General features: G+C 64.0%; 11 protein-coding genes, 4 pseudogenes and 1 riboswitch. Of the genes and pseudogenes, 6 read left to right on the forward strand and 9 right to left on the reverse strand.

What is annotated here, in order from left to right:
• Nucleotides 1-17: 17 nt before the first annotated feature.
• The 6 genes from T5B8_RS12790 to btuB are packed head-to-tail and all read right to left on the reverse strand — an operon-like array spanning nt 18 to nt 6,611.
• Nucleotides 18-803: a heme ABC transporter ATP-binding protein gene (locus tag T5B8_RS12790; protein ID WP_353179299.1), complete on the reverse strand. Its 786-nt coding sequence runs from the start codon at nt 801-803 to the stop codon at nt 18-20.
• The gene (locus tag T5B8_RS12795) at nt 800-1,807 is read right to left on the reverse strand and encodes a FecCD family ABC transporter permease (RefSeq protein ID WP_353179301.1); all 1,008 of its coding nucleotides are present in this window, start codon (nt 1,805-1,807) and stop codon (nt 800-802) included. Before T5B8_RS12795 ends, T5B8_RS12790 begins: the two co-directional genes overlap by 4 nt.
• A complete protein-coding gene (locus tag T5B8_RS12800) occupies nt 1,804-3,270 on the reverse strand; it encodes a cobyric acid synthase (protein WP_353179303.1) in 1,467 nt (488 codons plus the stop codon). Before T5B8_RS12800 ends, T5B8_RS12795 begins: the two co-directional genes overlap by 4 nt.
• The gene (locus T5B8_RS12805; RefSeq protein WP_353179305.1) at nt 3,260-4,033 is read right to left on the reverse strand and encodes an adenosylcobinamide amidohydrolase; all 774 of its coding nucleotides are present in this window, start codon (nt 4,031-4,033) and stop codon (nt 3,260-3,262) included. The genes T5B8_RS12800 and T5B8_RS12805 overlap by 11 nt, the downstream gene beginning before the upstream one ends.
• Before the next feature lie 3 nt (nt 4,034-4,036).
• Nucleotides 4,037-4,663, reverse strand: coding sequence for a cob(I)yrinic acid a,c-diamide adenosyltransferase (gene cobO, locus T5B8_RS12810; protein ID WP_353179307.1), 627 nt, complete (start codon nt 4,661-4,663; stop codon nt 4,037-4,039).
• 49 nt (nt 4,664-4,712) lie between these two features.
• Nucleotides 4,713-6,611, reverse strand: coding sequence for a TonB-dependent vitamin B12 receptor (btuB, locus tag T5B8_RS12815; RefSeq protein ID WP_353179308.1), 1,899 nt, complete (start codon nt 6,609-6,611; stop codon nt 4,713-4,715).
• Nucleotides 6,612-6,761: 150 nt separating this feature from the next.
• Nucleotides 6,762-6,989: riboswitch (cobalamin riboswitch) on the reverse strand.
• Nucleotides 6,990-7,126: 137 nt separating this feature from the next.
• Between btuB and T5B8_RS12820 the strand changes: the two are divergent.
• From T5B8_RS12820 to metH, 3 genes and pseudogenes are all read left to right on the forward strand, one after another.
• Nucleotides 7,127-8,164, forward strand: a pseudogene (locus T5B8_RS12820) (homocysteine S-methyltransferase family protein); the annotation flags it as partial.
• 38 nt (nt 8,165-8,202) lie between these two features.
• Nucleotides 8,203-8,592, forward strand: a complete 390-nt coding sequence (locus tag T5B8_RS12825; RefSeq protein ID WP_353179310.1) for a GxxExxY protein — start codon at nt 8,203-8,205, stop codon at nt 8,590-8,592.
• A gap of 31 nt (nt 8,593-8,623) precedes the next feature.
• Nucleotides 8,624-11,368 (forward strand): annotated as a pseudogene (gene metH / locus T5B8_RS12830) (methionine synthase); the annotation flags it as partial.
• A gap of 201 nt (nt 11,369-11,569) precedes the next feature.
• Here the strand turns inward: metH and T5B8_RS12835 are convergent.
• Nucleotides 11,570-12,376 (reverse strand): annotated as a pseudogene (locus T5B8_RS12835) (T6SS phospholipase effector Tle1-like catalytic domain-containing protein); the annotation flags it as partial.
• A gap of 52 nt (nt 12,377-12,428) precedes the next feature.
• A pseudogene (locus tag T5B8_RS12840) lies at nt 12,429-12,560 on the reverse strand (phospholipase effector Tle1 domain-containing protein); the annotation flags it as partial.
• A 173-nt stretch (nt 12,561-12,733) separates the two neighbouring features.
• Between T5B8_RS12840 and T5B8_RS12845 the strand changes: the two are divergent.
• Nucleotides 12,734-13,357, forward strand: coding sequence for a LysE family translocator (locus tag T5B8_RS12845; RefSeq protein WP_353179312.1), 624 nt, complete (start codon nt 12,734-12,736; stop codon nt 13,355-13,357).
• 15 nt (nt 13,358-13,372) lie between these two features.
• On the opposite strand, the gene T5B8_RS12850 is transcribed toward T5B8_RS12845, so the two are convergent.
• Nucleotides 13,373-14,890 (reverse strand): Na+/H+ antiporter NhaC family protein, encoded by a 1,518-nt coding sequence (locus T5B8_RS12850; protein WP_353179313.1) that lies wholly within the window; start codon nt 14,888-14,890, stop codon nt 13,373-13,375.
• Nucleotides 14,891-15,061: 171 nt separating this feature from the next.
• Here T5B8_RS12850 and T5B8_RS12855 point away from each other — a divergent pair, with 171 nt between their 5' ends.
• Nucleotides 15,062-16,288 carry an Nramp family divalent metal transporter gene (locus tag T5B8_RS12855; RefSeq protein WP_353179314.1) on the forward strand — a complete coding sequence of 409 codons (1,227 nt, stop codon included), beginning with the start codon at nt 15,062-15,064 and terminating at the stop codon, nt 16,286-16,288.
• 60 nt (nt 16,289-16,348) lie between these two features.
• Complete coding sequence (locus tag T5B8_RS12860; protein WP_353179316.1) at nt 16,349-16,774, forward strand: VOC family protein; 426 nt, start codon at nt 16,349-16,351, stop codon at nt 16,772-16,774.
• Nucleotides 16,775-16,792: the final 18 nt, after the last annotated feature.

Genomic DNA, 16,792 nt, shown 5'->3' on the forward strand with positions numbered 1-16,792 from the left:
TGCGACAGACAGCCCGCTCACCCATGCAATACCACCGGTGTATGGCTATCGGGGTGGGTGATCACCCGCGTGTGCGTATCGAACAGACATTGCATGCGCTCGGCGGTAACCACTTCGGCCGGCGTGCCGGCGGCAATCGTACGCCCGTCGCGCAGGGCCAGCATGCGATCGGCATAGCGCGCGGCCAGGCTGATATCGTGCAACACACTCACGATCGCCACGCCCTGGGCGGCCAGCTCCGCGACTTGTTGCATAACCAGACGCTGGTGGCCGAGATCGAGCGCGGCTACCGGCTCGTCGAGCAGCAACAGCCGTTCGCCGGCGTCCTCGGCACGCCAGATCTGGCTCATTACCCGGGCCAGCTGCACGCGCTGTTTCTCGCCGCCGGACAGGCGCGTATAAGGCCGATCGCGCAGATGGGCGATATCGCAGGCCGCCAGCGTTTGCCCCACGATCCTGCGGTCCGCCACGCTGCCCGAGGCATGCGGGCCACGACCCAGGCGCACCACCTCGGCCACGGTAAACGGGAAATTCAGCGCACTGGCCTGCGGCAACAGCGCGACCCGGCAGGCACGCTCGCGTGCCGGCCAGTCGGCGAGGGTACGTCCGGACAGCCGAATCGCCCCGGCCGCGGGCGCCAAATCGCCGATCAGGGCATGAATCAGGGTCGACTTGCCGGCCCCGTTGGGCCCGATCACGGCCAGATGCTGGCCGGCCGCGAGTACGAATCCGGCGGCTTCGACGACAGTTCGCCCGCCCGCGCTCAGGCGCAAGGCCTCGACTTCGAGTATCGGCGTCGTCATAGCCCGTACTCGCGCCGCCGGCGCAACAGCGAGATGAAAAACGGCGCGCCGAGCAAGGCCGTCAGCAGGCCCACCGGCAGCTCGGTAGGCGCAACCACGATACGGGCCAGCGTATCGGCCAAAAGCAAAAGAATTGCCCCCGCCAGCGCCGAGGCCGGCAGCAACCAGCGATGATCGGGGCCGATGAGCATGCGCACGATATGCGGTACGACCAGCCCCACGAAGGTAATCGCCCCCGCGACCGCCACCGAAACACCCACGCCGGCCGCGGTGAGCAGCACCAGCCGACGCTTGATGCGATCCACCGCAATACCCAGATGCCGCGCCTCCGATTCGCCCAGTAACAGGGCATTGAGCGCATCGGCCTGGCGTGGCAGTACCCAGAACACGAGCGCGCTCACCCCGGCCACGATCGCGACCCGCGGCCAGTTGGCGCCGTCGAGCCCGCCCATGCGCCAGAGGCTGATCCGGCGCAGCATTTCGTTATCAGCATGAAACTCCAGCAGCGAGCCCACGCTGCCGGCCAGCGCGCCGATGGCAATGCCGGCCAACAGCATGGTCGCCACCGATGTACCGCCCGGCCCGGTGGCCAATCGATAGACCAGCAAAACTGCCGCGGTGCCGCCGACGAACGCGCCCAGCGACACCAGCGACAGGCCGATAAAGCCGGCCGCCCCGCCTGCGAATACGATGACCAGACTCGCGCCCACCGATGCGCCCGCGGTTACGCCGATCAGCGAGGGATCGGCCAGCGGATTGCGAAACAAGCCCTGCATGGCCGCCCCGCAAATCGCCAGCATCGCCCCGACCAGGGCGGTAAGCAGCGCACGCGGCAGGCGCAACTGACGCACGATCAGCGCCAGCCGGTCCACGCCGTCATCGCGGCCGACCAGCACCGCCAGCACATCCAGCGCCGGCAGGCGCACCGCGCCGAGCATCACCGCTGCCAGCAGACAGACCGGCAGGGCGAACGCGAGCAGCCAGACGAGCCGGCGCGGACTCATGCGCCAGCCTCGGCAAGTAGCGCGTCGAGATCGATCGCAGCTTCCACGGCATCGGCCAGCCGTTCGAACTGGCGCTCGCGCAGGCCCGCGAGATCTTCGGTGGCCGCGTTTTCCAAACCCGCCCAGGCGAGCACCGCCGCACAGCCGGCCGCGCTGTCGAACAGCCCGTGCAGATAGGTGCCGGCGACCTGGCCATCGGCGCTGATCGCGCCGTCGAAGCCGTTATCGAGTTCGACAAACGGACGCACCAGATCGGCGCCGCGGGTCACGCCACAATGAATTCGATAGCCGGCGACCGCTGCCTCGCCATTGCTCTGACTCTCCACCAGCCGGCCGCTGACGTTTTCGAGCCGTTTTTCGGTGCCGATTTCTGTCGCGATATCAAGCAGGCCCAGCCCAGCAACCACGCCCGGCGCGTCTTCCACACCGTGCGGGTCGTCGATCGCCTGCCCCAGCATCTGATAGCCGCCACAGATGCCGAGCACGTGTCCGCCGTAGCGCAGGTGCCGGGTGATATGCGTATCCCAGCCATTGGCCGCTAGCCATTGCCGATCCGCGCGCACGTTCTTGGAGCCCGGCAGCACGATGAGATCGGCCCCGCCCGGGCGCTGACCGGGCCCGACCCATTGCAGATCCACACCCGGCTGCAGACGCAGCGCGTCGAAATCGGTGTGATTGGAAATCCGCGGCAAGGCGGGCACCTGGACCACGAAACGGGCGTCGGCATCGACGCGCTGATCGCGGGCGATGGCATCCTCGGCGTCGAGATAGAGCCCATCCAGCCAGGGCAGCACGCCGAATACCGGCTTGCCGGTCTCGCGCTCCAGCCATTCCAGGCCGGGTTCGAGCAGGGCGATATCGCCGCGAAACCGGTTGATCACGAAACCGATGATGCGCGCCCGCTCGGATTCGGACAAAAGCGCCAGCGTGCCCACGATCTGGGCGAACACGCCGCCCTTGTCGATATCGGCCACCAGCACGACCGGACAATCCACTGCCTCGGCGAAGCCCATATTGGCAATATCGTTGGCCCGCAGATTGATCTCCGCCGGGCTGCCCGCGCCTTCCACGAGCACGAGCTCGTATTGTTCCACCAGACGCGCATGCGAGGCGCGCACCGCAGCCATCGCGGTCGGCTTGTAGTGGTGATAGTCGCTTGCCGACATGCCGGCCACCGCCCGGCCGTGGATGATGACCTGGGCGTTGTGATCGCTGGAGGGCTTGAGCAGCACCGGGCTCATGTCGATGGTGGGCGCGACCCCGCAGGCCGCCGCCTGCACGGCCTGGGCGCGGGCAATCTCGCCGCCGTCGCTGGACACGGCACTGTTCAAGGCCATGTTCTGCGGCTTGAACGGGGCGACCGACACACCGCGCCGATGCCAGGCCCGGCCCAGGCCGGCCACCAGCGTCGACTTGCCGGCATCGGTGGCCGTGCCCTGGATCATGAGCGTCCTAGCAGCCATCGGCCCAACCCGGTTGCGGGCAAATGGCATCGGTGAGGGCATCGATCACGAGCCGCGCGGCATATTCGCCAAACAGGGTGTGCTTGCCCGTGTAGCGTAACGGCTCGCCGGCGCTGGTACAGAATACGGCGGTGGCATCCGTGCCGGTACCGGTCGCGATGTCATTCGAAATCGGGCTGCGCGCATCGAGCGCTTGCAGCGCCGCAGCCTTGGCTTCGGTCAGCGTGGCCAGGGTTTCGACCTGTGCTGCCGGGGTCAGCGCGAGCGTGGTCGCTAGGGCGAGATTGATCGTGCCCGCCTCGCAGGGGCCGGGGCGCAGCGCAAGCCGATCCGCCCGATCGCCGGCCCGCCGGGCGTTGGCCAGGCCGGCGGTCACGACCACACACAGACGCTCGCCTTCGATATCGACCGTGGCGAACCGCAGACTGCGCATCGAAGCGGCGGTGAGCATGCCGACACAGGGCGCGGCGAGCCCGCGCTGGGCTGCGAAATCGGCGATGAGGGCCGCCGGCGTATTCAACGCGGCGCGATCGTCGTCGCCGACATGGCGGTTGGCAAAGCCCTGCGCCATGCTCCAGCCACCGCCCGCCACCGCTGAACTCAGACAATGCCAGGGCCGATCGAAAGCAATCGCCAGCCCGCTACCGGCCACGCCGGCCTGCCAGCCCGGCAGCAAACGCGCTGCGGGAATGGTCTGCACCGTAGCCGATGGCAGATCATCGCGTGCAGACCAGCGCCACCAGGTAGCCGGGGCTGGCGCCATTACCTAGTAGTCGACGCCCTTGCGCGCCTTGATGCCTGCCTTGAAGGCGTGCTTGATGTCCTTGATCTCGGAGACGGTATCCGCCAGTTCGCGCAGGGCCGACCCGCCGCCGCGACCGGTGACCACTACCGACTGTTCGCGTGGGCGGTTGGCCAGGGCGTCCAGCACTTTCTTCTCATCGAGATAGCTGTAGCCGATCATGTAGGTCAACTCGTCGAGTACGACCAGATCGAAGCTGTCGTCGGTGAGCATGGGCTCGACCTTGGCCCAGGTCGCCTCGGCGGCGGCGATATCGCCACTGCGATCCTGGGTGTTCCAGGTAAACCCGGTGCCCATCTGATGAAAAGCCACCTGCGGGCAATGATCGCGCACGTATATCTCTTCGCCGGAGAGCTGTTGGCCCTTGATGAACTGCACCACGCCCACGCGATGCCCGTAGCCGAGCGCCCGCATGACCATGCCGAACGCCGAGGAGGACTTGCCCTTGCCGTTGCCGGTGAGCAGCAATAACACGCCGCGTTCGGTATCGGCCGCCTCGATGGCGGCATCCACCCGGGCTTTTTGTTTCTGCATGGTCGCCTTGTGGCGTTCGGCCTTGGCGTCGTCGTCGCTGCGGGATTCGTCGCTCATGAGGGCTCCGTTGATAGCGCACGGCCCGGCCGGGCCGTGCGACTTAAGGCTACTGCGGCTGGTAGCGCAATGTGAAAAACACGTTGCGATCGGCCTGATTGTAGAAGCGGGCGGTCTGGTATTCCTCGTCGAACAGATTATTGAGGCTGGCCTGTACCAGCCAATCGCGGGCCAGCTCGACCGAGGCGCGCAGGTCGACGACCTGATAGCTGTCCAGTTCGTTTTCGTTGGCGGCATCGTCGTAGCTGGAATCGGCCACGGTCAGGCTCGCCCCGGCACTGTAGCGCCCGAAGGCGCGGTCGACATCGAACTGGCCCGTATGGCCGGGCCGGCGCGGCAGTTCGTTGCCCTGATTCGGGCCACGCGTACGGTTTTCGGCATCGAGCCAGGTGAACTGCGCATTGAGTTGCCACTCGGCAATCGCCGTGCCAATACCCGCTTCCACACCCCGAATCCGGGTTTTCTCGAGATTGGCCGGGGCGAAGGTGGACGAGTCGTAGGCAATCAGATCGTCGATCTCGGTCTGATAGGCATGCAGCGACCAGCGGCCCCAGTCGTGATCGCCGTCGAGGCCGATTTCGACGCTGTCCGATTCTTCCGGGTCCAGCTCGGGATTGCCATAGTTGGGAAAATACAGTTCGTTGAAAGTCGGTGCCTTGAAGGCGGTGCCATAGGAAATACTGGCGGTATAGGCGTCGGCGAAATCGATGCCGTAGGCCGCGCTGCCGGTAGCGTGCTCGCCGAACTGTTCGTTGTCGTCGCCACGTCCGGACAACTGCAGGTGATGGCGGCCCCAATCGCCCAGGTACTGAACGAACAGGCCCTTGTTATCACGGCTGTCTTCGCGCACGGCGCCGGTGAAGTCGTTCGCGCGATCGCCATCGGTGTCGCCATCGACGCTTTCATGCTCGTAGTCCAGGCCGAGCGTGAACAGATCGTCGTTGGGCAGGCTGATGTCGTTCTGCCAGATCAACTGGTGGCGCCGGGTTTTGAACGCCGTGACATAGCGCCCGTCGAGGAAGTTGTCCGAGTCATCCAGGCTATTGCCATAGGCGATTTTGGTACGCCACGCCGCCAGCGGCTGCCAGGCCAGCGAGGTACCGATGATCTGCTCGACGCTGTCGGTTTCATTCTGGGCGGTGCCGTCGAACTCGACATTCGCCTGCGATCGCAGAAAGTTCAGATCCCATTCGACCCCGTTATCGAAGATATACCCGTAGTCGAAGGCCACCGCGACCCGATCGTAGCCGTCGTCGTCGGGCTCGTCGGTAAAACAGCCGCCGGTGCCGGCCGCATCGGCGGTGCAGGCATCGAAGCCGTCGGTACGGCGCCCGCTCACGCTCAGGTTGTAGTGGGAATTGGCATCGCTGCCGGCCACGCCCACCTGGCCTTCATAGCTACTGTCGCTGCCCGCGCCGAGCTGAAAATAGGGTCGGGTACCGGCCACGCCACGCCCGTCGCGGGTAAAGATCTGGATCACCCCGCCGATCGCATCCGAGCCATACAACGACGAGCGCGGCCCGCGCACGATCTCGATACGTTCGATCTGTGATACCGGCAAATCCTCGATCGCGGCCGACCCGGCCGTGGCCGAGCGATACTCCACGCCATCGACCAGCACCAGCGTATGGTCGGACTCGGTACCGCGCAGAAAGATCGAGGTGGACTTGCCCGGCCCGCCGTTGTTGGCGATGGTCACCCCCGGCGTGCGTCGCAGCAGATCGCGTACCGACCGTGCCTGCAAGCGCTCGATCTCGGCGCGGTCGATGACCGTGGTCGCGGCCAGCGTGTTGCTCACCCGTTGCGGCGTACGCGTGGCGGTGACCTGAATATCCGCGAGCCGGTCGTTACTGGCCGCACTCTGAGCGAGTGCGGGCGCGGCTACGAACACGGCACACAGCACCACCGCCGGCGCTGCCACGCCGCAAAAAAGACGATCGATAAACATTATTTCCCCAATAACCCCTGGCGCACACGCCCGTGCGCCGCGATGGACACGGCCACGACCCGCCATGGGACAGATTGGAGAAACAGTCAGGGATACGACACGCGCGAATACGACGCCGTCGCTCTGCCGTCTCATCGCCCGCCGCGATGTCGTTGCCTCGTATCGCAGGCCGGTCTCCGGACTCACGAGCGCCTGTCATGGCCATTCGACACGCCTTCCCGGGCCAGGGCCCAGTGGCATGAAGTGTCGAAGTCGACTCGCCTACCGTTGCGGGGGCAGCGCCGGCCTTGTCGACACGAAACTTCGTGGCGACGCACCGGCTTCCCGTTTCACCCGAGCGTGTGAACACGCCCGGACACCTGCAATAACGCAAAGCCTAGCAGGCCCGCGGGTGCCGTCAAGCACGCCAACGCCGCGTCAAAGCGCTTGCGGCGGGCGATGGCAGGCCCGTTCGGCTTCCTGTATATCCGGATAAACGGATATACTGCGCCTCCATACACACATTCAAGGTATCCATGAGCGATCTGATAGCCGCGCTCGCGCAGCGCATCCTGGTACTCGACGGCGCCATGGGCACGATGATCCAGAACCACGATCCGGACGAAGCCGATTATCGCGGCCAGCGTTTCGCGGACTGGGAAAGCGATCTCAAGGGCAACAACGATCTGCTGACCCTCACCAAGCCGGAACTCATCCGCGAGATCACCGCGCAATATGCCGCGGCCGGCTCGGATATCCTCACCACCAACACCTTCTCGGCAACCACCATTGCCCAGGCCGACTACCACATGGAAGACCTGGCCGTGGAGATGAACCTCGAAGCCGCGAAGATCGCACGCAGCGTCGCCGAGGAATACGCCACGCCCGACAAGCCGCGCTGGGTGGCCGGCGTGATCGGACCGACCAACCGTACTGCCTCGATCTCGCCGGACGTAAACGACCCCGGCAAGCGCAATACCGATTTCAACCAGCTGGCCCAGGCCTACGGCGAAGCCGCCGAGGCGCTGCTGGATGGCGGTGTCGATATCATCCTGATGGAAACCATCTTCGATACGCTCAACGCCAAGGCCGCGATCTATGCCTATCGCAAGATCCTGCGCGCGCGAAACATCGACGTGCCGTTGATGATTTCAGGCACCATCACCGACGCCTCGGGGCGCACACTGTCCGGCCAGACCACCGAAGCCTTCTACAACTCGGTTGCCCACGGTCGACCGCTGACCATGGGCCTGAACTGTGCGCTGGGCCCGGACGCCCTGCGTACCTACGTGGCCGAAATGTCGCGTATCGCACCCTGCTATGTGCATGCCTATCCGAACGCCGGCCTGCCCAACGAATTCGGCGAATACGATCTCACCCCCGACGAAATGGCCGAGCATATCGGCGAGTGGGCCGAGTCCGGCCTGCTCAACATGGCCGGCGGCTGCTGCGGCTCCACGCCCGAACATATCGGCGCGATCGCCAAGGCCGTCGAAGGCAAAGCACCCCGCCGGCGCCCCGAGATCAAGCGTGCGATGCGCCTGTCGGGCCTGGAACCGTTCACTGCATCGGCTTAAGACATTTTTCCGCAGATCAACGCAGATCGACGCAGATGAAAAGCGAAGAACGAGATGCGCAGACCTATGGGATTCTGGGTGCCGCGTTCGAGGTTCATCGCTATTTGCGCAACGGCTTTCTCGAGGGCGTTTATCAAGATGCATTAGCAATCGAACTAGCCGAACGCGACATACCATTCATACGCGAAGCCGCACTCGATGTTCAGTACAAAGGACGTGCACTGAACAGCCAGTTTAGGGCCGATTTCGTTTGCTTTGGAAGCGTCGTCCTGGAGCTCAAGGCCGTATCGCGCCTCCTGCCACAACACGAGGCACAAGTAATCAATTACTTGAAGGTCACGGGCCTGACCCGCGGACTGCTACTCAACTTCGGAACGCCAGAATTACAACACCGGCGCCTAGTGCGAAGCAATCGCCAGCGTTAGCTAGTTTTCTTATCTGCGTTGATCTGCGTCGATCTGCGGACAAACAGAGGTTTCAATGACGTCAGCTACCAACTTCATCAACATCGGCGAGCGCACCAACGTTACCGGCAGTGCGCGCTTCAAGCGCCTGATCAAGGAAGAGGATTACGACACCGCACTGTCGGTGGCCCGCGAGCAGGTCGAAAACGGCGCCCAGATCATCGACGTGAACATGGACGAGGGCATGCTCGACTCGGTCGCGGCGATGCGCAAGTTCCTCAACCTGATGGCCGGCGAGCCGGATATCGCCCGCGTGCCGGTGATGGTGGATTCGTCCAAGTGGGAGGTCATCGAGGCCGGGCTGCAATGCATCCAGGGCAAGGGGATGGTCAACTCCATCTCGCTCAAGGAAGGCGAAGACAAGTTTCTGGAACAGGCCCAGGCCTGTCTGGACTACGGCGCGGCCGTCGTGGTCATGGCCTTCGACGAAGCCGGCCAGGCCGATACCGAGGATCGCAAGGTCGAGATCGCCGAGCGCGCTTACCAGCTGCTGATCGACAAACTCGACTTCCCGCCCGAAGACATCATCTTCGACCTCAACATCTTCGCTATCGCCACCGGCATCGAAGAGCACAACAACTACGCGGTGGACTTCATCAACGCCACGAAGCGCGTACGCGAATCCTGCCCCGGATGCCACGTCTCCGGCGGGCTGTCGAACGTGTCGTTCTCGTTTCGCGGCAACGAAACCGTGCGCCAGGCCATGCACTCGGTGTTTCTCTACCACGCGATCCCGGCCGGGCTGGATATGGCCATCGTCAACGCCGGCCAGCTGGAGGTCTATGACGACATCCCCGACAAGCTGCGCGAGGCCTGCGAGGATGTCGTACTCAACAAGCGCGACGACGCCACCGAACGCCTGCTGGACCTGGCCGAGGAATACAAAGGCAAAGGCAAGAAGAAGGATTCGAAAGAGGATCTGGCCTGGCGCGAATTCGAGGTCAACAAACGCCTCGAGCATGCGCTGGTCAAGGGTATCGATTCCTACGTGGAAGCCGACACCGAAGAGGCCCGCCAGAAGGCCGACAAGCCACTGGAAGTCATCGAAGGCCCGCTCATGGACGGCATGAACGTGGTCGGCGATCTGTTCGGCGCCGGCAAGATGTTTCTACCGCAGGTGGTGAAATCCGCGCGCGTGATGAAAAAGGCGGTGGCCTATCTGCTGCCTTTCATCGAGGAAGAAAAGGAAGAGGCCGACAAAGGCTCCAACAACGGCACCATCATCATGGCGACCGTGAAGGGCGACGTGCACGACATCGGCAAGAACATCGTCGGCGTGGTGCTTCAGTGCAACAACTTCGAGGTGATCGACCTTGGCGTGATGGTGCCGATGAACGACATCCTCGACGCTGCGGAAAAGCACAACGCCCATGTCATTGGCCTGTCCGGGCTGATTACGCCCTCGCTCGACGAAATGGTGAATGTCGCCGCCGAAATGCAGCGGCGCGGTATGAATACGCCGCTGTTGATCGGGGGCGCCACCACCTCGCGTGCGCATACCGCGGTCAAAATCGACCCGGCCTATGCGGGTGCGGTGATGTGGGTCAAGGATGCCAGCCGTTCGGTGCCGGTGGCCTCGCGCATGGTCAGCCCCGATGCCCGCGAAAAGCTCGTCGCCGAACTCAAGGACGACTACGACAAGCTGCGCGAGCGCCATGCCAACAAGAAAAAGGACAAGTTCCTCACCCTGGCGGACGCGCGTGCCAACGCGGTGAAGCTCGACTGGGACAACTACGAGCCGCCGCGCCCGAAGCTGCCCGAGACCACCGAATACGCCCTGCGCGAAGCGCCGCCGTATATCACCGGCGAGGCCAGCGACGAATCCGGCGTGTATGTGTTCGACGATTTTCCGCTGGAACAGCTCGTGGACACGATCGACTGGACGCCCTTCTTCATGTCGTGGGAGATGAAAGGGCGCTACCCGAATATTCTCAACGACCCGAACAAGGGCCCGGAGGCACGCAAGCTCTTCGACGAGGCGCAGATCATGCTCAAGCGCATCGTCGAAGAGAAATGGCTTACCGCCAAGGGTGTCGCCGGCATCTTCCCCGCGCACCGCGTTGGCGACGATATCCACGTGTTGAGCGACGATCGCAGCGAAACCGTGCACGTACTGCACAACCTGCGCCAGCAGACCGAGCATCGCGACGGCGTGCCCAACCGCTCACTGGCCGACTTCATCGCCCCCGAAGATTCGGGCAAGGCCGACTGGGTGGGCGCCTTCGCGGTGACCACGGGCCTGGGCTCGAAAGAGATCGTCGACCGCTTCAAGGCCCAGCACGACGACTACAACGCCATTCTGGTGGAGTCACTGGCCGACCGGCTGGCCGAATCCTTCGCCGAATGGCTGCACAAGTTCGTGCGTACCCAACTCTGGGGCCATTCACCCGATGAATCCCTGTCCAACGAGGATCTCATCGGCGAGAAGTATCACGGCATCCGGCCCGCGCCCGGCTATCCCGCCTGTCCGGAACATACCGAGAAGGACACCCTCTGGGAGATGCTCGACGTACAGGCACGTACCGGTATCGAGCTGACTGAATCGCGGGCGATGTGGCCGGGGGCCGCGGTATCCGGCTGGTATTTCAGCCACCCGGAATCGCGTTATTTCGTGGTCGGGCGCGTCGCCAAGGATCAGGTCAAGGACTACGCCGCGCGCAAGGGCTGGGATATTGCCACCGCCGAGAAATGGATCGGCACCAATCTGGGCTACGAGCCGGGCGGCGGCGAAGACTAAGGCCTGTCGTCGCGACAGGCCCTAGGCTTGTCTTGATGATGTATGAAAGCCGGCTGGCTTTTCTCAAGCAAGCAGGTTGTCCGCCAATGAACGCGAACACACCCGAATGAAGACGTAAAGCCAGATACCTGGAAGCCCAGGTGGTCTGATGTTCAGGCCCCGTGCCGAACTGTGGACGCTATCGAAAGCCCTGCTGATGCATCAGTCGGCGCCCGCCGCTTCGGCGAGGCGCTTGCGCACGTCGGCGGGCACATTGTCCGGTGTGTAGTCGGGCACGCGGCGCAACCGCTCGCCCACCGATGGGTGAAAGACATCGTCGCGTTGCGGGTGGCGCACATACCGGCCGAGCAACGGCCACAGGCCATCGTAGGAATCATGTAGACGGCCGGTGGCATCGTCGTCAATCGCGGCGATCGCGCCCGGCTTCAACGCCAGGCCCTGCGTCCGGGCCTGTTCGAGCATCCAGCCCAGGGTGATATCGGCCAGCCCGCGTTCGTCATAGCCGCCGCCAACATCGCTATGCACGCCGACAAACCAGCGCTGGCGTGCATGCTGGCCGGGTTTGAGCGCGCTTTCGTCCCAGGGCGTGGGCTCGAACTTGCGCCGCTTTTCGTCGATGGCCAGTGCATGCACGGCATGGCACACGCCGGGGCTGAGCTTGTTGTCGTGAAACCGGCGCAGGCGAATCAGTACGCCCAGCGCGCCGACGGTCTCCCAGACGCCCACAAAATGCGGGGCACAGCGGGTCAACGGCTGCTGATAGCGCGCCACGACCGATGTATTACCGTCGAGCCAGGCCTTGACGATTCCCTTGGCGCGATCGCGATCGTCCGGCGCGAGCACGCCCACCTGGTCGATCAATGCCGCGAGCGAGCGCGCCGCGAATGCCCCGCGGCTGAAGCCGAACAGGAATACGCGATCGCCGGGCGTGTAGGTTTCGATGAGAAAACGATAGGCCCGTACCAGGTTCTGGGTAATACCGTAGCCAAACGCCGCGCCCAGGCCCCTTGCCCAGCGTTTCGCCCACGTTCACGCCCAAAACGCGGGCACCGAAGGTCCCCACGCCGGGCTCGTAAAAGGCGCGCTGATCGGCGTCATCTGCAAGCGCCCGGTAGAGATGAACGACATTGGTGTCCGAGCTATCGAACTGGCTGTTGGTGCCGTCGCAGCACACCACGATGTTCTTGGCCATGGGCTATGTGCCCCCGGGAAATAACACCGCCACGGTCACAGCGATTACCGCGAACCACAATCCGGGTGTCTGCCTAGGTGATCGAAAACACACCGGGCGAACGCTAAAATAGCGCCCCGTTGTCCGCTCGCCGGCCCGGGCCGTTCCCCCAAAAAATGCAGGATCTCGGGTCGATGCTCGATCTACCGAAACTGTCCGTATTCGTTCCCACCTTCATGCTGGTGTCGCTGACCCCGGGCATGTGCATGATGCTCTCGCTGAGCCTGGGCATGAGTATCGGCGTACGTCGTACGCTATGGATGATGATCGGCGAGCTGGTAGGCGTGGCCCTGGTGGCGGTTCTGGCAGTGATCGGCGCGGCCACGCTCATGCTCAGCTACCCGACGCTGTTCACCGCCCTCAAGCTCGCAGGCGGCCTCTATCTGGTCTATCTGGGCATTTCGATGTGGCGCGCGAGCGGCGAATCGGCGCTGCCCGCGGCCAAACGCAACGACGGCGCCCTGCGCCCGGCGGGGCTGATCACCCAGGGCTTTGTCACCGCGGTGGCCAACCCCAAGGGCTGGGCCTTCTTCATCGCGCTGTTGCCGCCGTTTCTCGATCGCGACAATGCCCTGGCGCCCCAGCTTCTGGTACTGGTCGGCGCCATTCTGACCATCGAGTTCTGCTCGTTACTGGTCTACGCCGGCGGCGGCCACGCCGTGCGCAGCTTTCTGCGCGAGCCGCGTAACGTGGTGCGGCTCAATCGCGTGGCCGGCAGCCTGATGATGGCGGTCGGCGTTTGGCTGGCGCTGGGCTGAGCGCGCCAACCCGGCTCAGCCGGGCGTCGCACGCGCGATCAGCCAGATCGCCACGGTCTGGATGACCAGACCCGCCAGCAACAGCACCCAGGCCGAGGCCACCACCATCGACGCCAGGTAGAGCACGCCGGCCACCGCCGCCGGTACCAGCGCATAGGGAATCTGGGTGCGCACATGGGCGATATGATCCGAACCGGCAAAGATCGACGACATGACCGTGGTATCCGAAATCGGCGAGCAGTGATCACCGAAGATGGAGCCGGAGAAGATCGCGCCGATGGCCATGTGCACGAGGGTGATATCGCCAATGTTGTAAGCCAGCGGTACCGCCACGGGCGTGAGAATCGCCATCGCGCCCCAGGAGCTGCCGGTCGCAAACGAAATCACCATCGCGATAGCGAAGATCAACACCGGCAGCAACCCCGGCGAGAGCCAGTCGCGGGTGGCTTCGATGACGTGCTCACCGGTATCCAGCGCACCCGTGACGGTACCGATCGTCCAGGCCAGCACCATGATCACCAGCGCCGGCAGCATGGTCCGAAAACCCGCCAGCAGCGTGTTTTCGCAGTCCTCGAGGGTTTGTCGCTGCAGCAATGCCAGCGCCATGGCCGTACCGACCATCGCGAACGCGGCCCACGACAGTGATACGGCCACATCGGTATTGGCCAGGGCATCCATGAGCGGCTTGCCCTCGGCGCCGCCGCCGGTATACCACAGCGCCCAGCAGGCCACGCCGAGCAGTACGCCCAGCGGCAGCAAGAAGTGATAGAGCCGGCCGTTTTCGGTATCGGCTTCGCCGAGATCGTTTTCCACGGCCGATAGCGGCGTATCGCCCGGCGCGACCAGATCGCCATCGTCTTCGGCCCGTTTTTCGGCCGCGCGCATGGGCCCGAAGTCGCCCAGAATCACGATCGTGGGCACCGCCACCAGACACAGCAATGCATAGAAATTCCACGGAATCGACTGCAGGAAAGCCATATACGGTTTTTCCGTGGTCAGGCTCAGGGCGGTGAACGCCGCCGCGATCAGCGACACCTGGTAGCCGATCCAGTCCGAAACCGGGCCAAGCGTGGCCATGGGCGCCGAGGTGGAATCCAGCAGATAGGCCAGCTTTTCGCGTGACACGCGATGTTCACCGGTCAGATCGCGGGTGGCATTACCTACGATCACCGAATTGACGTAATCGTTGAAAAAGATCACCAGCCCCAGCAACCATGTGAGCAGCTGCGCGCTGCGCCCGGTGGTGATACGCGCGGACAACCAGCGCGATACCGCATAGGAGCCGCCGGTGCGATACATGAATGCCGCACCCGCGCCCAGCAGTGAAACGAGCACCAGGAAGCGAGCGTTCCATTCGTCGGTCATCACCTCCGCGAACCAGTCGAAGGTCTGACCGACCGCGGCCACCGGATTGCCGGCCACGAACCAGCCGCCGATCCAGATCGCCAGAAACAACGACAGATTGACGCGACGCGTTGCAAGCGCCAGCAGCACCGCAGCCAGTGGCGGGGTAAGAGAAATGATCAAATCCATGCAATAGCCGGCCTGCGGTTGCTCAACGCGCAGGCGCCCCCTTCAGATTGTATTTATGAGGGCGACATTTTATGCATGGTAAAAACATACGTGTAGCAAGCCGCGCGATAGCGACTACTGTGGTGTAATCGACTACAGATCATTTCAGCCGTCTTTACACACGAGCGCGCCATGCTGCAACGCCTCAAGCAATTCGGCCCCGGTCTTCTGGTCGCAGCCGCCTTCATCGGCCCCGGTACGGTCACCACGGCCAGCGTGGCCGGTGCCGAAACGGGCTATGCACTGCTCTGGGCGCTGGTGTTCTCGATCTTTGCCACGCTCGTGCTTCAGGAAATGAGCGCGCGACTCGGACTGGTCGCACGCCTGGGCCTGGGGGCCGCGCTGCGCCAAAGTATCGACACTCCGCTGCTGCGCTGGGCGGCGATCATCCTCGTGGTGGTCGCGATCGGCTTTGGCACCGCGGCTTTTGAAACCGGCAATATCACCGGCGCCGCGCTCGGGCTGGAAACCATTGCCGGGCTGTCCACACGCGTCTGGGCGTTGATCGTGGGTAGCGCGGCCCTGGCCCTGCTGGCGACCGGGCACTACAAACTCATCGAACGGGTGCTGGTGGCGCTGGTGCTGACCATGAGCGTGGTATTCATCCTGACCGCGATCATCGTGCGCCCGGACATGGGCGCGATACTGGCCGGTATATTCACGCCTGGCCTGCCCGACGGCTCGGTGCTGACCGTGATCGCGCTGGTGGGCACTACGGTGGTGACCTATAACTTCTTCCTGCATTCGGCCGCGGTCCAGGACAAATGGCCCCGCGATATGCCAACCGAGCGCGCGCTGGCCGAATCGCGTCTGGACAGCGGCTTGTCGATCGCGCTCGGCGGGCTGATCACACTCGCGATCGTCATCACCGCCGCGGCGGCGTTCTTCAACAGCCAGACAACGATCGAGGACGCCGGCCAGATGGCCGCGCAGCTGGAGCCATTGCTTGGCCCGGCCGCGAAATGGTTCTTTGCCATCGGGCTGTTTGCGGCCGGCATGACCAGCTCGGTGACCGCGCCACTGGCCGCCGCTTATGCGGTCACCGGCGCGCTCGGCGTCAAGCCGGATCTGGCCAGCAAGGGCTTTCGCGCAATCTGGGCTGCGATTATCGTCATCGGCATGGGCTTCGCCTGGTTCGGCGCCGAACCGGTACAGGCGATCGTGATCGCCCAGGCCGCCAACGGCATTCTGTTGCCACTGATCGCGGTATTTCTGCTCGTGGTGATGAACCGGCGCGAGCTGCTCGGCACCTATCGCAACGGCGTGCTGGGTAACCTGCTCGGCGCGATCGTCGTGCTCGTGGCCACGGGTCTGGGGCTGTATACGCTGCTGAGCGTATTCGGCGTGGTCGCCGGCTGAACTTGCTGTCGTCGACGCGGCTGGCCACAATCGTCGCCGGCATTCCTTCAGGACGCTGGCATGGCGCTATCGCCCTTTCATCTGGCCATTCCGGTTCACGATCTGCCCGCGGCCCGGCGTTTCTACGGTGAAACCTTCGCCTTGAGCGAGGGCCGCTCGAGCGCGCAGTGGGTGGATTTCGATTTCTATGGTCACCAGCTGGTCATTCACGAACACCCCAAAACCCCGTCGCAGGAAAACGCCCATACCAACCCGGTCGACGGCCACGACGTGCCGATTCCGCATTTCGGCATCGTGCTCGAATGGGACGAATGGCAAGCGCTGGCCGATCGCCTGCGCGAACGCGGCACCGATTTCGTGATCGAGCCGCATATCCGTTTTCAGGGCCAGCCCGGCGAACAGGCCACCATGTTTCTGCTCGACCCCTGTGGCAACGCACTGGAATTCAAGGCGTTTGCCGACCGCAGCCAGTTGTTCGCCAAGTAAACCACCGATACCGAACCC

Origin of the sequence: Salinisphaera sp. T5B8, from assembly GCF_040361255.1 — a bacterium.
In the GTDB taxonomy this organism is placed as follows: domain Bacteria; phylum Pseudomonadota; class Gammaproteobacteria; order Nevskiales; family Salinisphaeraceae; genus Salinisphaera.

Coding starts and splice junctions, on each gene's coding strand:
- T5B8_RS12790 (WP_353179299.1), bottom strand. CDS start 803: ATGACGACGCCGATACTCGAAGTCGAGGCCTTGCGCCTGAGCGCGGGC.
- T5B8_RS12795 (WP_353179301.1), bottom strand. CDS start 1,807: ATGAGTCCGCGCCGGCTCGTCTGGCTGCTCGCGTTCGCCCTGCCGGTC.
- T5B8_RS12800 (WP_353179303.1), bottom strand. CDS start 3,270: ATGGCTGCTAGGACGCTCATGATCCAGGGCACGGCCACCGATGCCGGC.
- T5B8_RS12805 (WP_353179305.1), bottom strand. CDS start 4,033: ATGGCGCCAGCCCCGGCTACCTGGTGGCGCTGGTCTGCACGCGATGAT.
- cobO (WP_353179307.1), bottom strand. CDS start 4,663: ATGAGCGACGAATCCCGCAGCGACGACGACGCCAAGGCCGAACGCCAC.
- btuB (WP_353179308.1), bottom strand. CDS start 6,611: ATGTTTATCGATCGTCTTTTTTGCGGCGTGGCAGCGCCGGCGGTGGTG.
- T5B8_RS12825 (WP_353179310.1), top strand. CDS start 8,203: ATGAAAAGCGAAGAACGAGATGCGCAGACCTATGGGATTCTGGGTGCC.
- T5B8_RS12845 (WP_353179312.1), top strand. CDS start 12,734: ATGCTCGATCTACCGAAACTGTCCGTATTCGTTCCCACCTTCATGCTG.
- T5B8_RS12850 (WP_353179313.1), bottom strand. CDS start 14,890: ATGGATTTGATCATTTCTCTTACCCCGCCACTGGCTGCGGTGCTGCTG.
- T5B8_RS12855 (WP_353179314.1), top strand. CDS start 15,062: ATGCTGCAACGCCTCAAGCAATTCGGCCCCGGTCTTCTGGTCGCAGCC.
- T5B8_RS12860 (WP_353179316.1), top strand. CDS start 16,349: ATGGCGCTATCGCCCTTTCATCTGGCCATTCCGGTTCACGATCTGCCC.